At 65.8% G+C, this 15,278-nt stretch carries 15 protein-coding genes; 9 read left to right on the top strand and 6 right to left on the bottom strand.

From position 1 onward, the window contains the following. Positions 1–12: 12 nt before the first annotated feature. From CVN68_RS01090 to CVN68_RS01075, 4 genes are all read right to left on the bottom strand, one after another. The gene (locus CVN68_RS01090) at positions 13–288 is read right to left on the bottom strand and encodes a hypothetical protein (RefSeq protein WP_100280572.1); all 276 of its coding nucleotides are present in this window, start codon (positions 286–288) and stop codon (positions 13–15) included. A gap of 136 nt (positions 289–424) precedes the next feature. Further along, complete coding sequence (locus CVN68_RS01085) at positions 425–1,780, bottom strand: SPOR domain-containing protein (protein WP_100284137.1); 1,356 nt, start codon at positions 1,778–1,780, stop codon at positions 425–427. Positions 1,781–1,791: 11 nt separating this feature from the next. Beyond that, positions 1,792–2,439 (bottom strand): hypothetical protein, encoded by a 648-nt coding sequence (locus CVN68_RS01080; RefSeq protein ID WP_100280571.1) that lies wholly within the window; start codon positions 2,437–2,439, stop codon positions 1,792–1,794. Positions 2,440–2,449: 10 nt separating this feature from the next. After that, entirely contained in the window at positions 2,450–3,163 is a 714-nt protein-coding gene (locus CVN68_RS01075) for a ParA family protein (RefSeq protein WP_100280570.1), read from the bottom strand. 179 nt (positions 3,164–3,342) lie between these two features. On the opposite strand from CVN68_RS01075, the gene CVN68_RS01070 reads away from it, so the two are divergent. The 3 genes from CVN68_RS01070 (at position 3,343) to CVN68_RS01060 (ending at position 5,626) form a co-directional block, all read left to right on the top strand. Further along, positions 3,343–4,311, top strand: a complete 969-nt coding sequence (locus tag CVN68_RS01070) for an SPOR domain-containing protein (protein WP_100280569.1) — start codon at positions 3,343–3,345, stop codon at positions 4,309–4,311. Between the two features lie 72 nt (positions 4,312–4,383). After that, positions 4,384–5,178, top strand: a complete 795-nt coding sequence (locus tag CVN68_RS01065; protein ID WP_100280568.1) for a MipA/OmpV family protein — start codon at positions 4,384–4,386, stop codon at positions 5,176–5,178. A 46-nt stretch (positions 5,179–5,224) separates the two neighbouring features. Further along, complete coding sequence (locus tag CVN68_RS01060) at positions 5,225–5,626, top strand: hypothetical protein (protein ID WP_100280567.1); 402 nt, start codon at positions 5,225–5,227, stop codon at positions 5,624–5,626. Positions 5,627–5,710: 84 nt separating this feature from the next. On the opposite strand, the gene serB is transcribed toward CVN68_RS01060, so the two are convergent. After that, a complete protein-coding gene (gene serB, locus CVN68_RS01055) occupies positions 5,711–6,589 on the bottom strand; it encodes a phosphoserine phosphatase SerB (RefSeq protein ID WP_100280566.1) in 879 nt (292 codons plus the stop codon). On the opposite strand from serB, the gene miaA reads away from it, so the two are divergent. The 6 genes from miaA to CVN68_RS01025 all read left to right on the top strand — a co-directional run bounded on the left by miaA (position 6,588) and on the right by CVN68_RS01025 (position 12,452). Continuing rightward, positions 6,588–7,514 (top strand): tRNA (adenosine(37)-N6)-dimethylallyltransferase MiaA, encoded by a 927-nt coding sequence (miaA, locus tag CVN68_RS01050; protein ID WP_199560269.1) that lies wholly within the window; start codon positions 6,588–6,590, stop codon positions 7,512–7,514. The genes serB and miaA overlap by 2 nt on opposite strands. 78 nt (positions 7,515–7,592) lie before the next feature. Then, positions 7,593–9,338, top strand: coding sequence for an acetolactate synthase 3 large subunit (locus CVN68_RS01045; RefSeq protein ID WP_100280564.1), 1,746 nt, complete (start codon positions 7,593–7,595; stop codon positions 9,336–9,338). Between the two features lie 4 nt (positions 9,339–9,342). Continuing rightward, the gene (ilvN, locus tag CVN68_RS01040; protein ID WP_100280563.1) at positions 9,343–9,858 is read left to right on the top strand and encodes an acetolactate synthase small subunit; all 516 of its coding nucleotides are present in this window, start codon (positions 9,343–9,345) and stop codon (positions 9,856–9,858) included. Positions 9,859–9,953: 95 nt separating this feature from the next. Continuing rightward, entirely contained in the window at positions 9,954–10,973 is a 1,020-nt protein-coding gene (ilvC, locus tag CVN68_RS01035) for a ketol-acid reductoisomerase (RefSeq protein WP_100280562.1), read from the top strand. A gap of 142 nt (positions 10,974–11,115) precedes the next feature. Continuing rightward, on the top strand, positions 11,116–11,757 hold the full coding sequence (locus tag CVN68_RS01030) for a YceI family protein (protein ID WP_100280561.1): 642 nt from the start codon (positions 11,116–11,118) through the stop codon (positions 11,755–11,757). A gap of 92 nt (positions 11,758–11,849) precedes the next feature. Next, positions 11,850–12,452 carry a TMEM175 family protein gene (locus tag CVN68_RS01025; RefSeq protein ID WP_100280560.1) on the top strand — a complete coding sequence of 201 codons (603 nt, stop codon included), beginning with the start codon at positions 11,850–11,852 and terminating at the stop codon, positions 12,450–12,452. Between the two features lie 56 nt (positions 12,453–12,508). Here CVN68_RS01025 and CVN68_RS01020 read toward each other — a convergent pair whose 3' ends face one another. Then, positions 12,509–15,184, bottom strand: coding sequence for a TonB-dependent receptor (locus tag CVN68_RS01020; RefSeq protein WP_100280559.1), 2,676 nt, complete (start codon positions 15,182–15,184; stop codon positions 12,509–12,511). Positions 15,185–15,278: the final 94 nt, after the last annotated feature.

Here is a 15,278-nt window from a genome sequence, read left to right as displayed (position 1 = left end):
CGGTTCCGGACGTCAATAGAATCTTGTGGGCCTGGCCATCAGGAAGTGGCCGGTCTGGGTCGTCCGCGCCGGACGCTGATATTTGGCGGGCCAGCGCACCTTGGCGAGCGCCACCTGCCACTGCTTACCAGTCATGCAGATCTCTCCGCCGATCTTGTTGCCGGCCTTGTCGCGCTTGGGGGCGCAGACGGTGCGGGCCTGATCGGTGGGTGAAAGCTCGGTCTGGGCTTGCGCCGCGACGGGCGAAGCCAGTGCAAGCGTAGTGGCGGCAAGAGATAGGCGAATCATGGCAGCTGCTCCCTCTAGACAGCGGAGAGCGTACATTAATTACGCCGAGATGAACCGCAAATGACGAAGCGGACTGGCCAGCAAAAAGGGCCGGAGCGTCAGCCCCGGCCCTCGATGTCTCGTGTGGTGTCCTGAATCAACGTGCGGCAACCTGCGTGCGACTGCCACCCTTGACCCAGGCTGCGACGTTGTCGCCGGCCGCCACACGCACGAAGCATGGGCTGCCGCTGGCGCGGACCTGGCTGCAAAGCGATACGGCATCGGTGCGCGCGAAGCCGCCGACCGACAGACGGTAGAAATTGCCCCCGCCGGTCGAGAATTTGGCGCCCTGCGGAGTCTCGGTGCGCAGCGCGGGAACGCGGCGGCTGTGCCGCGCCCATGCGTCGCGCGCCACCGCGGCGCTCTCATAGGCGCCGAGCTGGACATAATAAGTCCCCGGCCTTGCCTTCACTGCCACGGCCGGAGCTGCGACCACAGGCGCCGTGGCAACGCGGACCGGCGCCTTGGGCGTGGCGCGGGCCGAGGCCGTCTGCATCACCGGAACCTGCTGGACCACTTCAGCGCGCGGCCCGAACACGATTTGCGGCCCGGTGCCCGCGACCTGCTGCGGCTCAGGCTGCACTTCCGGCTGCGGCGCGGCAGCGACTTCGACGTCGACCTGCGCCGCCCCCTGTGGCACGCCAGGCATATAGGCATCGACCGGATCGGCGACCGGAACGACTGCGGCCACCGCAACATTGGGCTGCTGCGTCAGCGCGAGTGCGACCGGCTGGCCGCCATCCTCGACGGCGCGCACGCCCAGCAGCGAGGCGACCTGGTCATAGGCATTGGTGGGCCGCGCGAACCGCGCCCATTCGATCATCCGCGCCTGAAGCTGGTCGGGAGAGACGTCCATCGAAGCGATCTTGCCCGCTTCCGCCCAGCGCCCCGCGAGAGCGAGGCTGAGCGCGAGATTCTGACGGGTCTTGGCGGTCGCCGTCGCTTCGCGCGCGGCGGGGCCCAGGATCTCGATCGCAGTCACCGGATCGCCGGCGAGCGCGAAAGCGAGGCCGCGATCGCTCGCGGGAATGATATCGGCATGTGCCTGCAGCGTCGTGCGCGCGCCGGCCCAGTCGCCCTGCGCAACCTTGGCGAGCGCGAGATTGAGCGCCACGCGCCCGTCCTGCGGGCTGAGCGTCAGCGCATCGTTGAGCGCCTGTGCCGCGGACGTGAAGCGGCCCGCCAGCAGGTAAGCCTGGCCGAGCAGCGCGCGATATTCGGCATTGGCCGGATCGTTGGCCACTGCCGCTTCGGCATGCTGAACCGCCGGCTCGGCCTTGCGCTTTGCGATCGCCTTGCGCGCGTCCTTTGCTTCCGCCGCAGCTTTCTTGGCATTGGCGCCCGCGCTGGCAAAAGCGGCGCTGGTGAATCCCTGCGTCGCGACGCCGGTCACCGCGACGCCCCCCAGCACGAGTGCCGAGAGGCCGAACTTGATCATCTTGCGGCTGTTCATCGTCATATCCTTCACCCCCGAAGTATCGCGGGGTCGATCTGGCTGGCGAGTGTGTCGATCCCCTCGAGCGTTTCGAGAAATTGATCGAGTGCTTCGGTTACGAGCTGCTGGGCCGAACGCCCGGTAATGGCGGACGCCAGGCGCAACCGCAGATGCCGTTCCTGGTCGAGCCGCAGCGTGAACGCGGCCCTTGCCTTCTTGGTGGAAACCTCGCGCGCGACGCGCGCGAGCGTGCCCTGCGACACTGCCGGCGCGTGCTTGAGCACCGGCTCGCGCTTCATCGGGCGCGTCGCGATCAGCTGGATCTCGGGCGCCGCTGCCATCTCGGGCTCCGCTGCCATCTCGGGTTCTGCGGCGATCTCGGGCTCCACGGCGATCGCGGGTGCTGGCGCTGGCGCTGGCGCTGGCGCGGCGAGTTGCTCGTCGAGCGCCTCGATCTGGCGCAGCACCTCGGGCTTGGGCGCTTCATAGGCATGCTCGACCGGCGCGACATAAGGCGCCGGACGGAAATCCTCGCCCATGTCGTTCCAGCCGAGATCTTCCTGCTGGCCGGTGTTCATCTGCAGGAAGCCCTGCGGACGCATCGCCGGACGCGCCTGGCCCTTGCGGGCGAGGAGGCTGGAGGAGAGCGAAGCGGTCGGCTTGGGATTGCTGAACATCCCCACCTCCTCAGCTCACCACGCGGCGGCCGAAGCCACCGGCGGACCGCGCCTGGCCGAACTGGCTCGGCTGTGCCGGGGCCGCGAACACGGTGCGGCGGAAATTCTTCTCGAGCCGGTCGTAGATATAGGCCCAGAGCCCGGCGACTTCGCCGGCGGACTTGCCGCGCGGATCGGTCTCCATGACCGTGCGGCCGTCGATCATCGACGAAGCGAAATCGGTGCGGTGGTGAAGCGTGATCGGCGCGACGGTGCCGTGCTGCGACAGCGCGACCGCGGCTTCCGAAGTGATCCGCGCCTTGGGCGTCGCGGCATTGACCACGAAGATCAGCGGCTTGCCGGCGCGCTCGCACAGATCGACGGTGGCGCCGACGGCGCGCAGATCGTGGGGAGACGGACGCGTCGGGATGACGATCAGCTCGGCGACCTGGATCACGCTCTGGATCGCCATGGTGATGGCGGGAGGCGTGTCGATCACCGCAAGCCGGAAGCCTTGCTGACGCAGGACCTCGAGATCGGCCTGCAGCCGCGCGACCGTGGTCTGGGCGAACGCCGGATATTCGGTGTCGCGCTCGTTCCACCAGTCGGAGAGTGAACCCTGAGGGTCGATATCGATGAGAACGACGGGCCCGTGACCAGCCAGCTGTGCCTGCACCGCAAGGTGCCCGGACAGCGTGGTCTTTCCAGACCCACCCTTCTGCGATGCCATCGCCAGAACGCGCATGAACCCCCTCGAAATCTCGATAAGTGCAGGCTTGCTGATGCCATGGCGGTAGATAAGAAGGGGTTAACGGGTTTCGCTGCGGGACACGTTTTGGTTTCCGTGAAAGTAAGGATATGTTTGCCTCTTAAGCATTAAGTGGCATTCCTTTTTGGTCGCGGGGGCGATGGAGCGTGGTGGGAATGAAGTCTCTGTGGATGGTCAGCCTGGCGAGCGTGCTGCTCGCAGCGCCCGTTTCTGCCCAGCGCCGCCCCGCCGCCGCGCAGGAAGACCCGATCAAGGCCGGCGTCGATGCCTATGACCGCGGCGATTATCGCACGGCCCTGGAGAAATGGCGTCCCGAGGCGAACCGCGGCAATGCCGACGCGCAGTTCAACATGGGCCAGGCCTATAAGCTGGGCCGCGGCGTCACCGCCGATTCCAGCCAGGCCGAGGCCTGGTATGGCAAGGCGGCGCGGCAGGGCCACGAGCAGGCCGAAGGCTATTACGGTCTCACCTTGTTCGAGAACGGCAAGCGCGCCGATGCGGTGCCCTGGCTCCAGCGCGCGGTCAGCCGCGACGATGCCCGCGCGCAATATATTCTCGGCATCATGCTGTTCAACGCCGACGGCGTGCAGAAGGACTGGGTCCGCGCTTATGCCCTGATGGTCCGCGCCTCCTCGACCGGGCTCGATCCGGCGGTCAAGGCGCGCGCGCAGATGGACCAGTTCATGCCGCTCGACGATCGTCAAAAGGGCCTCGCTCTCTCGCGCAAATATGAGGACGAATATCGGGGCGGCGGCCGCCCGCTGCCGCCGGTGGAGGTCGCCGAAAATACCCGCCCCTCGCCGCCCGTGACCACGCGCCCCGATCGCCCCGCGGCAACGCGGCCCGACCGGCCGGTGACCACGCGCCCTGTCCCAGCCCGGCCCGCACCGGTAGCCGCGGCGCCCGTTCGTGACGGCGGCTGGCGCGTCCAGCTCGGAGCGTTCGGCGACCCGGGCAACGCGCGCAAGCTGTGGAGCCAGGTCGGCGGGCGGTTCCCCGGCCGGCAGCCTTATTTCGTCAAGACGGGCGGGCTGACCAGATTGCTCGTCGGTCCCTATGCCTCGCGCACTGCGGCGGCCGCCGCCTGCGGCGGGGTCAGACCCTGTGTGCCGGTTTCGCGCTGAAGCCTGCATCGATCGAGACGAACAAATCACTTCGCGGGTGCAACAAAAGCGATCAAGGCGCGTTCGGCGCCCATGATCAAGACCCTACTGGCCGTAGCTGCCATCCCCGCCCTGTTCCTCTCGACCGCTGCCGCCGCGCAGGATGAGGATCAGCCGCGCGAGCCACGCCGCTTCCGCGTAGCGCTCGGCCCGCAGGTGCTCCCCAGCTATCCGGGCTCCGACAAATTGCTCGTTGCGCCCTTCTGGGACATCTCCGTGAGCCGCGGCGATCGGCCATTTCTGTTCGAATCCGCTGACGAGAGCCCCGGAGTGCCGCTGATCAGAACCAGCAGCTTCGCGATCGGCCCGGCCTTCAATCTGGAAGGCAGCCGCCGCCGCAACGAAACCGACTTGCCGGTCGACGAAGTCGGCGTCTCGATCGAAGCGGGTGGTTTTGCCGAGCTCTGGCTTGGTTCCGCGGTCCGTGCGCGCGGCGAACTGCGCAAGGGTGTCACCGGCCACAAGGCGCTCATCGGCAATGTAAGCCTCGATTACGTCGCCCGCGACGGCGACAAGTGGTTGTTCGCGGTGGGGCCGCGCGTCGCATTGTCGGACCGCAAATACCAGGAAGCCTATTTCGGCGTGAACGCCGCGGCGAGCGCGCGCACCGGCCTCGCGCCCTATTCGCCCGGTGGCGGCGTGCACGCCGTCGGTGCCGCTGCGAGCGCCCTCTACCAGCTCGACGAGAGCTGGGGCATCTCCGGCTACGCCAAATATGATCGCCTCGTCTCCGACGCCGCCGACTCGCCGATCGTTCGCGCGATCGGTTCGCGCAATCAGTTATCGGGCGGCGCGGCGCTCACCTTCACTTTCGGGGGCGGCCGCTGAACGATCTTCAGCGCAGGTTCAGCCGGATCATGCTATACGCAGTCCCATGACCAGCCTCGTCAAAACCCTTCTCCTCGGCGCGAGCCTGATCGCCGCGCCCGCCGTCGCCGCGCCGCGCGACACGCCCGAAGTGAAGCTCCAGAAGCTGCTTGCCGGCCGAACCGCCGGCAAGCCGGTCGATTGCATCCCGCTCTCGTCGAACTCGAGCCAGATCATCGACGGCAAGGCGATCGTCTACCGCGTCGGCAGCAAGCTCTACGTCAATGAGCCGCGCTCGGGCGCCGAATCACTGAACGACGACGACGTCCTCGTAACCAAGGTGTTCGGCTCGCAGCTCTGCAGCATCGACACGGTCAATCTGGTCGATCGCACGAGTGGCTTCCAACGTGGCTTCGTGATCCTCGGCAAGTTCGTGCCGTGGACGAAGGTCAAGCAGGCCGCTCGCTAAGCCCGTGTCCAAGGCACGCAGCTGATCCGGCTGCTTGAACCATGCTGTTCCCCGGCGAAGGCCGGGGCCCCGTTGGATCAGTCTCTAGACAATAGTCCAGTCGCGTCGCGCCAGCCCTTGGGCATAGAGCAACGCGGTCAGATCGCCATGATCGATCCGCACGCCGGCCGCCGCAGCGACGATCGGCTTGGCGTGATAGGCGACGCCCAGCCCCGCCTGGCGGATCATCGCGAGGTCGTTGGCGCCGTCGCCCACCGCCATCGAAGCTTCGGCCGCCAGCCCCAGTTCGGCCAGTGCGTTCAGCAACGTGGTTTCCTTGGTAGCGCTGTCGACGATCGGTTTGGTGACGGTCCCCGTCAGCCGCGCATCCGCTATTTCGAGCCGGTTGGCGATCACCCGATCAAAGCCGATCTCGGCGCCCACCGGCTCGGCGAAGCGCGTGAAACCGCCCGAGACGAGGATGGTGGTCGCCCCCCGCGCGCGCATCGTCCGCACCAGCGCCTTCGCGCCCGGCATCAGCTTGACGCGCTCGGCGAGGCAGCGATCGATCGCGCTTTCCTCCAGATCCTTGAGCAACGCCACCCGCGCGTCGAGCGCCTCGGCGAAATCGAGCTCACCGCGCATCGCCCGCTCGGTCACTTCGGCGATTCTGCTCTTGATCCCGGCATAATCGGCGAGTTCGTCGATGCATTCGACGGTGATCATCGTCGAATCCATATCGGCGACCAGCAGCTTCTTGCTCCGGCCCGCTTGCGGCTGCACGATGATGTCGGTCGCGGGGAACGCGCCTTCCAGCGCCGCGCGCGCCGCGCCCGGGTGCGATACGAACAGCAGGTCCGCGGCCCTGCCCTCGTCGAGCCAATGCCACGCACCCGGCGCGCAATCGACACCCGCGAGCCGGTCGGCCGCTTCGGAAAGCTGCCCCGCAGCGAGACCGTCTGCTACAAGCGTCGCGATGAACATGGGATCCCCTGACCTGCCAACGGTGGCGCTCATCGCAGGGCCGACCGCGAGCGGCAAGTCCGCGCTCGCGCTGGCGCTCGCCGAAAAGCACCGCGGCACCGTGATCAACGCCGATTCGATGCAGGTCTATGCCGATCTGCGCATCCTCACTGCGCGCCCCACGCAGGAGGAGGAGACGCGTGTGCCGCACCGGCTGTTCGGCCATGTCGACGGCGCCGATTCCTATTCGGCGGCGCGCTGGGCGATCGAGGCACGCGCGGCGATCGCCGAAGCCCATGCCGCCGGCCGCCTGCCCATCCTCGTCGGCGGCACCGGCCTGTATCTGCGCACTCTGATCGAAGGGATCGCGCCAATCCCCGAGATCGACTCCGCGGTGCGCACTGAAGTCCGCGCGCTCGACGTAGCCGATGCGCATGCGCAACTCGCCACTGCCGATCCCGAAGGTGCCGCGCGGCTGCACCCCGGCGATACCAGCCGCGTCGCGCGCGCGCTCGAAGTCGTGCGCTCGACCGGCAAGCCGCTGGCGCATTGGCATCAGCAGCGTGTCGGCGGGATCGCGGACGAAATCCGCCTCGCGCCGTTGATCCTCTTGCCCGATCGCGACTGGCTCGGCGAACGCATCGACCGCCGCTTCGCCGAAATGCTGGAAGCCGGCCATGGCGAGGCGAAGGCGCTGTTCGCGCGTACCGATATTCCCGCCGACGCGCCGGTGCTTCGCGCGATCGGCGTGCCCGAATTGCGCGCATTATTTGCGGGCGAGACCGATGTCGTGCAAGCTGCCGCCGCGGGCGCGCTCGCGACGCGACAATATGCCAAACGGCAATACACCTGGTTCCGCCGGCAGCCGCCGGAGGACTGGGAACGATCGACAGAGTTAGAAACGAACGTCAGACTGGCTAGAATTGAAACTAAATTTCATCTATAGAGCTTGACGTGCCATTTTCTTGCCGTTAGCAGCGCCCTCCGGCGGTGTTACGGTGCATCGCAGCATAAGGAGGCCGACGTGACCGAGAAGAGCGGAGCAGACATCCTGATCGAGGCGCTGAGCGATCTCGGCGTGGAAGTCATCTTCGGCTATCCCGGCGGCGCGGTGCTTCCGATTTACGATGCGCTGTTCAAGCAAGACCGCATCAAGCACATCCTCGTCCGCCACGAGCAGGCCGCGACCCACGCTGCCGAGGGCTATGCGCGTTCCACCGGCAAGCCCGGCGTCGTGCTCGTCACTTCGGGCCCCGGCGCGACCAACGCGGTCACCGGGATCACCGATGCGCTGATGGATTCGATCCCGATGGTGGTGATCACCGGTCAGGTCCCGACCGCCCTGATCGGCACCGATGCGTTCCAGGAGGCCGATACCGTCGGCATCACGCGGCACTGCACCAAGCATAACTACCTCGTGAAGGAGCCCGAGACTCTCGGCAGCGTCATCCACGAGGCGTTCCACATCGCGACGTCGGGCCGCCCGGGGCCGGTGGTCGTCGACATCCCCAAGGACGTCCAGGTCGCCACTGCGCGCTACGAAACGCCGGGGCCGATCCAGCACAAGACCTATCGCCCGCAGACCCAGCCGGAAGCGGCGAAGATCCAGGAAGCGGTCGACATGCTCGCCGCCGCCGAGCGTCCGATCTTCTACACCGGCGGCGGAATCATCAATTCGGGTCCCGAAGCCTCGCGGCTGCTGCGCGAACTCGCCGCGATGACCGGCGCGCCGGTCACTTCGACCTTGATGGGACTCGGCGCGCTCCCCGCCTCGGACGAGAAGTGGCTCGGCATGCTCGGCATGCACGGCACCTGGGAAGCCAATTGGGCGATGAACAAGGCCGATCTGATCATCGCCTTCGGCGCGCGGTTCGATGATCGCGTCACCGGCCGGCTCGACGCCTTCGCGCCCAATTCGCGCAAAGTGCATATCGATATCGATCGGTCGAGCGTGAACAAGAATGTCCGCGTCGATCTGCCGATCATCGGCGATGTCGGCATTGCGCTGCGCGAAATGATCGATTGCTGGAAGGCACGTCAGCATCCCAAGCCCGATCTGGCCGAATGGTGGAACCGCATCAACGGCTGGCGGCAGGCCAAATGCCTCGACTTCGAGGAGAAAGGCGACGCGATCATGCCCCAGCGCGCGATCCGGGCGCTGTACGAGGCGACGAAGCACCGCGCGCCGATCATCGCCACCGAAGTCGGCCAGCACCAGATGTGGGCCGCGCAGCATTTCGGCTTCGAGGAGCCCAACAAGTGGCTGACGAGCGGAGGCCTTGGTACCATGGGCTATGGCTTGCCCGCCGCGATCGGCGCGCAGCTCGGCAACCCGGATGCGCTGGTAATCGACATCGCCGGCGACGCCTCGATCCAGATGAACATCCAGGAACTGGCGACCGCGACCCAATATCGCCTGCCGGTCAAGATCTTCATCCTCAACAACGAATATATGGGGATGGTCCGCCAGTGGCAGGAGCTGACCTATCAGTCGCGTTATTCGGAAAGCTATTCGGACACGCTCCCCGATTTCGTGAAGCTCGCCGAGGCTTATGGCTGGAAGGGCATCAAGATCGAGGGCCGGCAGGAGCTCGAACCCGGCATTAGCGAGATGCTCGCTTATGACGGCCCCGTGCTCGTCGATTGCCGGGTGGCCAAGCTCGCCAATTGCTTCCCGATGATCCCGTCGGGCGCCGCCCATACCGAAATGATGCTCCAGGCCGCCGAAGTCTCCGGCGAAATGGACGACGAAGCCAAGGCACTGGTCTGATCCCATGCACATCAAGGAAGAGCAAAAAGAGCGGCACACGCTCGCCGTTCTGGTCGATAACGAGCCCGGCATCCTCGCCCGGATCGCGGGGCTGTTCACTGCGCGCGGCTATAATATCGAAAGCCTGACCGTCTCGGAGATCACCGAGGACAATCGAATTAGTCGCATCACCATCGTGACGTCGTCCTCGGCCGCGGTGATGGAGCAGATCATCGCGCAGCTCGAGCGCCTCGTGCCGGTGCACAAGGTGACCGACCTCACTGCCTTCGGCCCGCATGTCGAGCGCGAGCTGGCGCTGGTGAAGGTCGCCGGCACCGGCGACCACCGGATCGAGGCGCTGCGCCTCGCCGAGGTCTACCGCGCGCGCGTCGTCGACGCGACGACGAGCAGCTTCGTGTTCGAGGTCACCGGCGGATCGGAGAAGATCGACAAATTCGTCGAGCTGATGCGCGAACTCGGACTCGTCGAGGTCGCCCGCACCGGCGTGGTTGCAATTTCACGAGGTCGCGAGGCGGCCTGAATCCATTCCGTGCTCCTGCGAAAGCAGGAGCCGAGGGCCAAGCAACCCTAGGCCCCTGCTTTCGCAGGGGCACAAGCAATACGAAAGGGAAGAACATGAAAGTCTATTACGATCGCGACGCCGATCTGAACCTGATCACCGGCAAGAAGATCGCCATCCTCGGCTACGGCTCGCAGGGCCATGCCCATGCACAGAATCTCCGCGATTCGGGCGTCAAGGAAGTCGCGATCGCCCTCCGCCCCGGCTCGCCCTCGGCGGTCAAGGCCGAGGATGCCGGCTTCAAGGTGATGAGCAACAAGGACGCGGCCGGCTGGGCCGACATCCTCATGATCCTCGCCCCCGACGAGCACCAGGCCGGCATCTGGGACCAGGACCTCAAGGGCAATATGAAGCCCGGCGCGGCGCTTGCCTTCGCGCACGGCCTCAACGTCCATTTCGGGCTGATCGAGCCGCCGACGGACATCGACGTGATCATGATCGCCCCCAAGGGCCCCGGCCACACCGTGCGCAGCGAATATAAGCGCGGCGGCGGCGTGCCCTGCCTGATCGCGATCCACCAGGACGCATCGGGCAACGCGCACGACGTCGCGCTGGCTTATGCCTCGGGCGTCGGCGGCGGCCGTTCGGGGATCATCGAGACCAATTTCCGCGAGGAATGCGAGACCGATCTGTTCGGCGAGCAGGCGGTGCTCTGCGGCGGCATCACCCATCTGATCCAGGCGGGCTTCGAGACGCTGACCGAGGCCGGCTATGCGCCGGAGATGGCCTATTTCGAGTGCCTTCACGAGACCAAGCTGATCGTCGATCTGCTCTATGAGGGCGGCATCGCCAACATGCGCTATTCGATCTCGAACACCGCCGAATATGGCGACATCAAAACCGGCCCGCGGATCATCACCGACGAGACCAAGGCCGAGATGAAGCGCGTCCTCGCCGACATCCAGTCGGGCCGCTTCGTCAAGGACTTCGTCCTCGACAACCGCGCCGGCCAGCCCGAACTCAAGGCCAGCCGCAAGGCAGCCGCGGCGCATCCGATCGAGCAGGTCGGCGCCGAGCTGCGCGCGATGATGCCGTGGATCAGCGCCAACAAGCTGGTCGACAAAGACAAGAACTGATCCATCGGATCAGGCGAATGGGCCGCGGGGCATCGTCCTTCGCGGCCCTTTTCGTTTGCGGAAAACATCGGTTTCCATCTTGTTGTTTGACGCTTCTCACGAAACGTCGGACATGCGCAGGCTCCAACAGGAGGCTTCCCCCATGCGCATCCGCACCATCGCCCTCGCCGCCACGCTTCTCGTCGCCACGCCGCTCGTCGCGCAGCAGGCGATGCAGGTTCCCGGCTCGAAGAACCCCGCACTCGTCACTGCGGGCACCTGGACGATCGATCCCGGCCACACCCTCGTCGAATGGACCGTCGATCACCTCGGCTTCTCGCCCTATTTCGGACTCTTCGGCGAGCCGACCGGCACGCTGACGCTCGATCCGAAGAACCCCGGCGCTGCCAAAGTCGAGGTGACGATCCCGGTCTCCAAGGTGCTCACCGCGAGCTCAGGCCTGACCGGGCATCTGCTGCGCGCGCCCAAGGAAGCCGGCGGCAAGCCCGATTTCTTCGGCCCCACCCCCGCCGACGCGCGCTTCGTCTCGACTGCGGTGGTCGCCAAGGGACAGACCGCCGAGGTCACCGGCAATCTGACGCTAAACGGCATCACCAAACCGGTGACGCTGCACGTGTCCTTCTACGGCGCCGGCAAGAGCCCGGCGCAGATGGGCGGCAAGGAGAATCTCGGCTTCGAGGCGCTCGGTACGATCAAGCGCAGCGAGTTCGGCATCGGCTTCGGCGTGCCGATGGTCTCGGATGAAGTGAAGCTCAAGATCGCCGCCGCCTTCACCAAAAACTGACCGACGGGAAAAATCCTCCCTCGCGCAGCGGGGGAGGATTTTTGACTTTCCCGCTCCCCTTCGGTCAAAGCTCAGCCGAAAGGGGGACCCACATGCCAGAAGAAACCGAAGGCCGCGCCGGCGTAACCCGGGTCGAGGCCTATTCCGACGCGGTCATCGCGATCGTTGTCACGATCATGGTGCTCGAGATGCACGCGCCGGAGGAGCCCGGCTGGGGCCATCTCCTCCATCTCTGGCCGATCTTCACGGCCTATGCCCTCAGCTTCGCCTATGTCTCGATCTACTGGGTCAACCACCACCGGCTGTTTCATCACGCCACCCGGGTGACCAACGGCCTGCTCTGGTCGAACATCGCCTTGATCTTCACGCTGTCGCTGATCCCGTTCGGCACGGCCTATCTGGGCGAGCAGATCTTCAGCCGCGACGCGACGCTCGTTTATATGGGCATCATGCTGCTGCCCTCGGTCGCCTATATGTGGCTGCAGCGGACCGTGCGGCGCACCGGCAGCCAGTCGGAAGAATCGCAAGCCTATCACCGCCTCGCGCTGCGCAAGGGCGCGGCGGCGAGCATCGTCTACGCAAGCGGCATCGCGCTTACGTTCGTCTCGCCCGCGCTCGGCCTCGCCTGCGCGGCTTTGGTCGCGCTCTTCTGGTGCCTGCCGGCGAGCGCGCTCGATCACCTGTTCGAACGCTGACCCGACGAAAACGGCCTGGGCTTCCGCTCCGGCCGTCTCGTCAAGTCAACCTACCGTCAGAAGCCGACGCGAACCCGCCCGCCGAAGAAGCGCGGCATGCCCGGATAGCCGGCATAATTGCCGGTCTGCTCGGGAACCGCGAAGCCGGTCACATAATAGAATTGGTTGGTCAGGTTCTCGACGAAGAACTCGGCCTTCCATTTGCCGTTCGCCGATTGCACGCCGATCGCCGCGCTGACCAGAGGATAGCCTTCGTTGTTGATCGGGGTGCGGCCCGTCACCGGGTTGGGGTTGCCCGAAGGAATGGTCACTTCGCTGTTGTAGCGCATGTCGACATGGAACAGCCCGTTGACCGTGCTGGTGAGCGGCGGAGTCCAGGTCGCCGCCGCGGTGACGGTGTGCTCGGGCTGGTTGTTGAACTGCCGGCCCTCCTGCCCCGCAAGCGGGGTTCCGGTGAAGTCGTTGCCCTCGTCATATTTGGCGCTGATCCAGCTGTAACCGAGCTGGAAGGTGAGTGCCTGGGTCGGGCGGATCGTCGATTCGATCTCGACGCCCTTGCTGACGCTCTTCGGCACGTTCTGGACGACGAAATTGTTGCCCGAGAACACCAGCGACTGGAGATTGTAGAAGTTCATGTAGAACGCCGCGACGTTCAGCGAGAATTCGCGGCTCGGGCTCGCCTTGAAGCCGATTTCATAGGCGTCGTTGGTCTCTGCACCGAATTGCAGGTCGGAACCCTGCGCGCCGTTGCCGCCGAGCAGCACCGAATCGAACGTCGCCTGGTCGAGATTATAGCCGCCCGATTTATAGCCGTGATCGAAGCTGGCATAAGCGAGCAGCCGATCCGAGACCTTGAACGCCAGCTTGGCGGTGCCGGTGATCTCGTTGTCGCTGAAATCGTCCTGGTAATTGCCGTTGAACTCGGTGTTCACCGCCGGGTTGCAGCTCAGCAGGAACAGATTGTTGAACAGCCCCGGAACCTGACGCAGCACGTTGGCATAAGCGGTGGCGGCGGGATCGCCCGCGCGGACCCGGTTGAAGAAAGTGCAGCTGCCCAGATTGTTGTTGATCGAGGCAGTCATGTCCTTGGTCTCGTGGTTCCAGCGCGCACCCAGCGTCACCGACAGCTTGTCGGTCACGTTGATGATGTTGTGCGTGAACAAGGCAAAGGCGTTGGTCTTGACCCGGAAATCGTCGGGGCTGTTGCCCTGCCCCGCCACTGCGCCCGGAAGCGGGCTCGCCGCAAGCGCGGCAAGGCCGGGGATCGGCGTCCGCGGATAATTGGGGATCACGCAGGCGGCCGCCGGCGCGGTGCCCGCCTGTGCCCGGAAACAGCCGACCAGCGGGGCGAGCGCGCCATAGGCGGCGGTCAGCGCGGGCAGCGTGTTGGGCACCGCGGGGTTGAGCAACGCCGCGCCGAGCGTCGGCACCGTGGGCCCAAGCGAGCCGTAGAATTGCAGCGGCGTTCCGAATCCGGCGCGGAGCTGGCCGGCGAACACCGTATCGACATAGCGATTGCCGTCATTACCGATCTGCACCACGTCGCGCAGCTTGTTGGTCTCGTTCAAATAGAAGCCGCCGATCAGCCAGTCGAGCTTGTCGCCGAACGCCGAGCCCTGGAGCCGCAGCTCCTGAGTGAAGTCGTTGAGTTCGTTGCGATAGCCGTTGCGATAGGCGCGATCCACGCCCGAAAAGTCGATGTCCTGGTTCCGGACCACGCGCCAGTTGCGATAGGCAGTGATCGAAGTCAGCTTGATGTCGCCGAGGTCCCAGTTGAGCTCGCCCGAGATCCCCCAATCCTTGATCTTCTCGGCATAGTCGCGGTTGGGCGACATCGCCTGTGTGCGATCGCTGCCCGGGCCGGTGTAGAGGCCGACCAGCCCCTGCGCCGCAGCGATGCTCTGGAGCGCCGGCGCGAGCGGCCCGCGCAGCACCGAGACGGCGCCGCAGCATTGCTCGTCGGTCTGGTAATAATCGCCGATCAGCCGGAAGGTGATGTCGCCGCTGTCAAGCAAAGCCTGGCCGCGCACGTTCCAGCGATCCACGTCGTTGATCGCGCGATCGCTATTGGCGTCGTTGATATAGCCGTCGCGCTTGCGATAGCCTGCGTCGAGGCGCAGCGCGAGCGACTGGCTCACCGGACCGGTGATCGCGCCCTTGACCCCGTACGCGTTGTAATTGCCGACCATCCCTTCGACATAGCCCTGGGTCTCGAACTGCGGCTGCGCGGTATAGATGCTGAGCGCACCCGCCGAGGTGTTGCGGCCGAACAGGGTGCCCTGCGGGCCACGGAGGACTTCGACGCGCTCGAGCTGGGGAAGCTCGGAGATCGCGACGCCGGCGCGGGCGCGGAACACCCCGTCGATGAACACGCCCACGGCGGGCTCGAAGCCGGGATTGTCGCCGCCGGTGGTGATGCCGCGCAGATAGATGGTGGTGCCCGTGGCCGAGGACTGCCCGGTCGAGCTCTGCAGCGACGGCGCCAGCTGCTCGAGGTCGCGGACATTGTCGACGCCGGCATTCTCCAGCAGTTCGGGTCCGATTGCAGTGATCGCGATCGGCACGTCCTGCACGGTCTCGTTGCGTCGGGTCGCCGTGACGACGATGTCGTTGGCGCTCTGATATTCCTGCGTCTGGCTATCGTCGCCGGTGGTGGCGGCGTCCTGCGCATAGGCAGGCGCGGCAAACAACAGGCTCAGCGCAGTCGCCGCGAGCAAATCGAGCTTCTTCATCGGATCGTCCCCCTCTCCTGTCGCCGCCCGATGCTTAGCCGGTGGCGGCGTTGCTTTTATTACGCATGCAACTAACGCTGCATTTTGGAAGCCG

The sequence above is a fragment of the Sphingomonas psychrotolerans genome (assembly GCF_002796605.1).
Lineage (GTDB): Bacteria > Pseudomonadota > Alphaproteobacteria > Sphingomonadales > Sphingomonadaceae > Sphingomonas > Sphingomonas psychrotolerans.
The sequence above is the reverse complement of the archived record's forward strand: the minus strand, read 5'-3'. Positions and strand labels throughout refer to the sequence as shown.

What these genes read in the sequence shown, in the direction of transcription:
- CVN68_RS01090 (WP_100280572.1), bottom strand. Translation starts at nt 288, where the DNA reads ATGATTCGCCTATCTCTTGCCGCCACTACGCTTGCACTGGCTTCGCCC.
- CVN68_RS01085 (WP_100284137.1), bottom strand. Translation starts at nt 1,780, where the DNA reads ATGAACAGCCGCAAGATGATCAAGTTCGGCCTCTCGGCACTCGTGCTG.
- CVN68_RS01080 (WP_100280571.1), bottom strand. Translation starts at nt 2,439, where the DNA reads ATGTTCAGCAATCCCAAGCCGACCGCTTCGCTCTCCTCCAGCCTCCTC.
- CVN68_RS01075 (WP_100280570.1), bottom strand. Translation starts at nt 3,163, where the DNA reads ATGCGCGTTCTGGCGATGGCATCGCAGAAGGGTGGGTCTGGAAAGACC.
- CVN68_RS01070 (WP_100280569.1), top strand. Translation starts at nt 3,343, where the DNA reads ATGAAGTCTCTGTGGATGGTCAGCCTGGCGAGCGTGCTGCTCGCAGCG.
- CVN68_RS01065 (WP_100280568.1), top strand. Translation starts at nt 4,384, where the DNA reads ATGATCAAGACCCTACTGGCCGTAGCTGCCATCCCCGCCCTGTTCCTC.
- CVN68_RS01060 (WP_100280567.1), top strand. Translation starts at nt 5,225, where the DNA reads ATGACCAGCCTCGTCAAAACCCTTCTCCTCGGCGCGAGCCTGATCGCC.
- miaA (WP_199560269.1), top strand. Translation starts at nt 6,588, where the DNA reads ATGGGATCCCCTGACCTGCCAACGGTGGCGCTCATCGCAGGGCCGACC.
- serB (WP_100280566.1), bottom strand. Translation starts at nt 6,589, where the DNA reads ATGTTCATCGCGACGCTTGTAGCAGACGGTCTCGCTGCGGGGCAGCTT.
- ilvN (WP_100280563.1), top strand. Translation starts at nt 9,343, where the DNA reads ATGCACATCAAGGAAGAGCAAAAAGAGCGGCACACGCTCGCCGTTCTG.
- ilvC (WP_100280562.1), top strand. Translation starts at nt 9,954, where the DNA reads ATGAAAGTCTATTACGATCGCGACGCCGATCTGAACCTGATCACCGGC.
- CVN68_RS01030 (WP_100280561.1), top strand. Translation starts at nt 11,116, where the DNA reads ATGCGCATCCGCACCATCGCCCTCGCCGCCACGCTTCTCGTCGCCACG.
- CVN68_RS01025 (WP_100280560.1), top strand. Translation starts at nt 11,850, where the DNA reads ATGCCAGAAGAAACCGAAGGCCGCGCCGGCGTAACCCGGGTCGAGGCC.
- CVN68_RS01020 (WP_100280559.1), bottom strand. Translation starts at nt 15,184, where the DNA reads ATGAAGAAGCTCGATTTGCTCGCGGCGACTGCGCTGAGCCTGTTGTTT.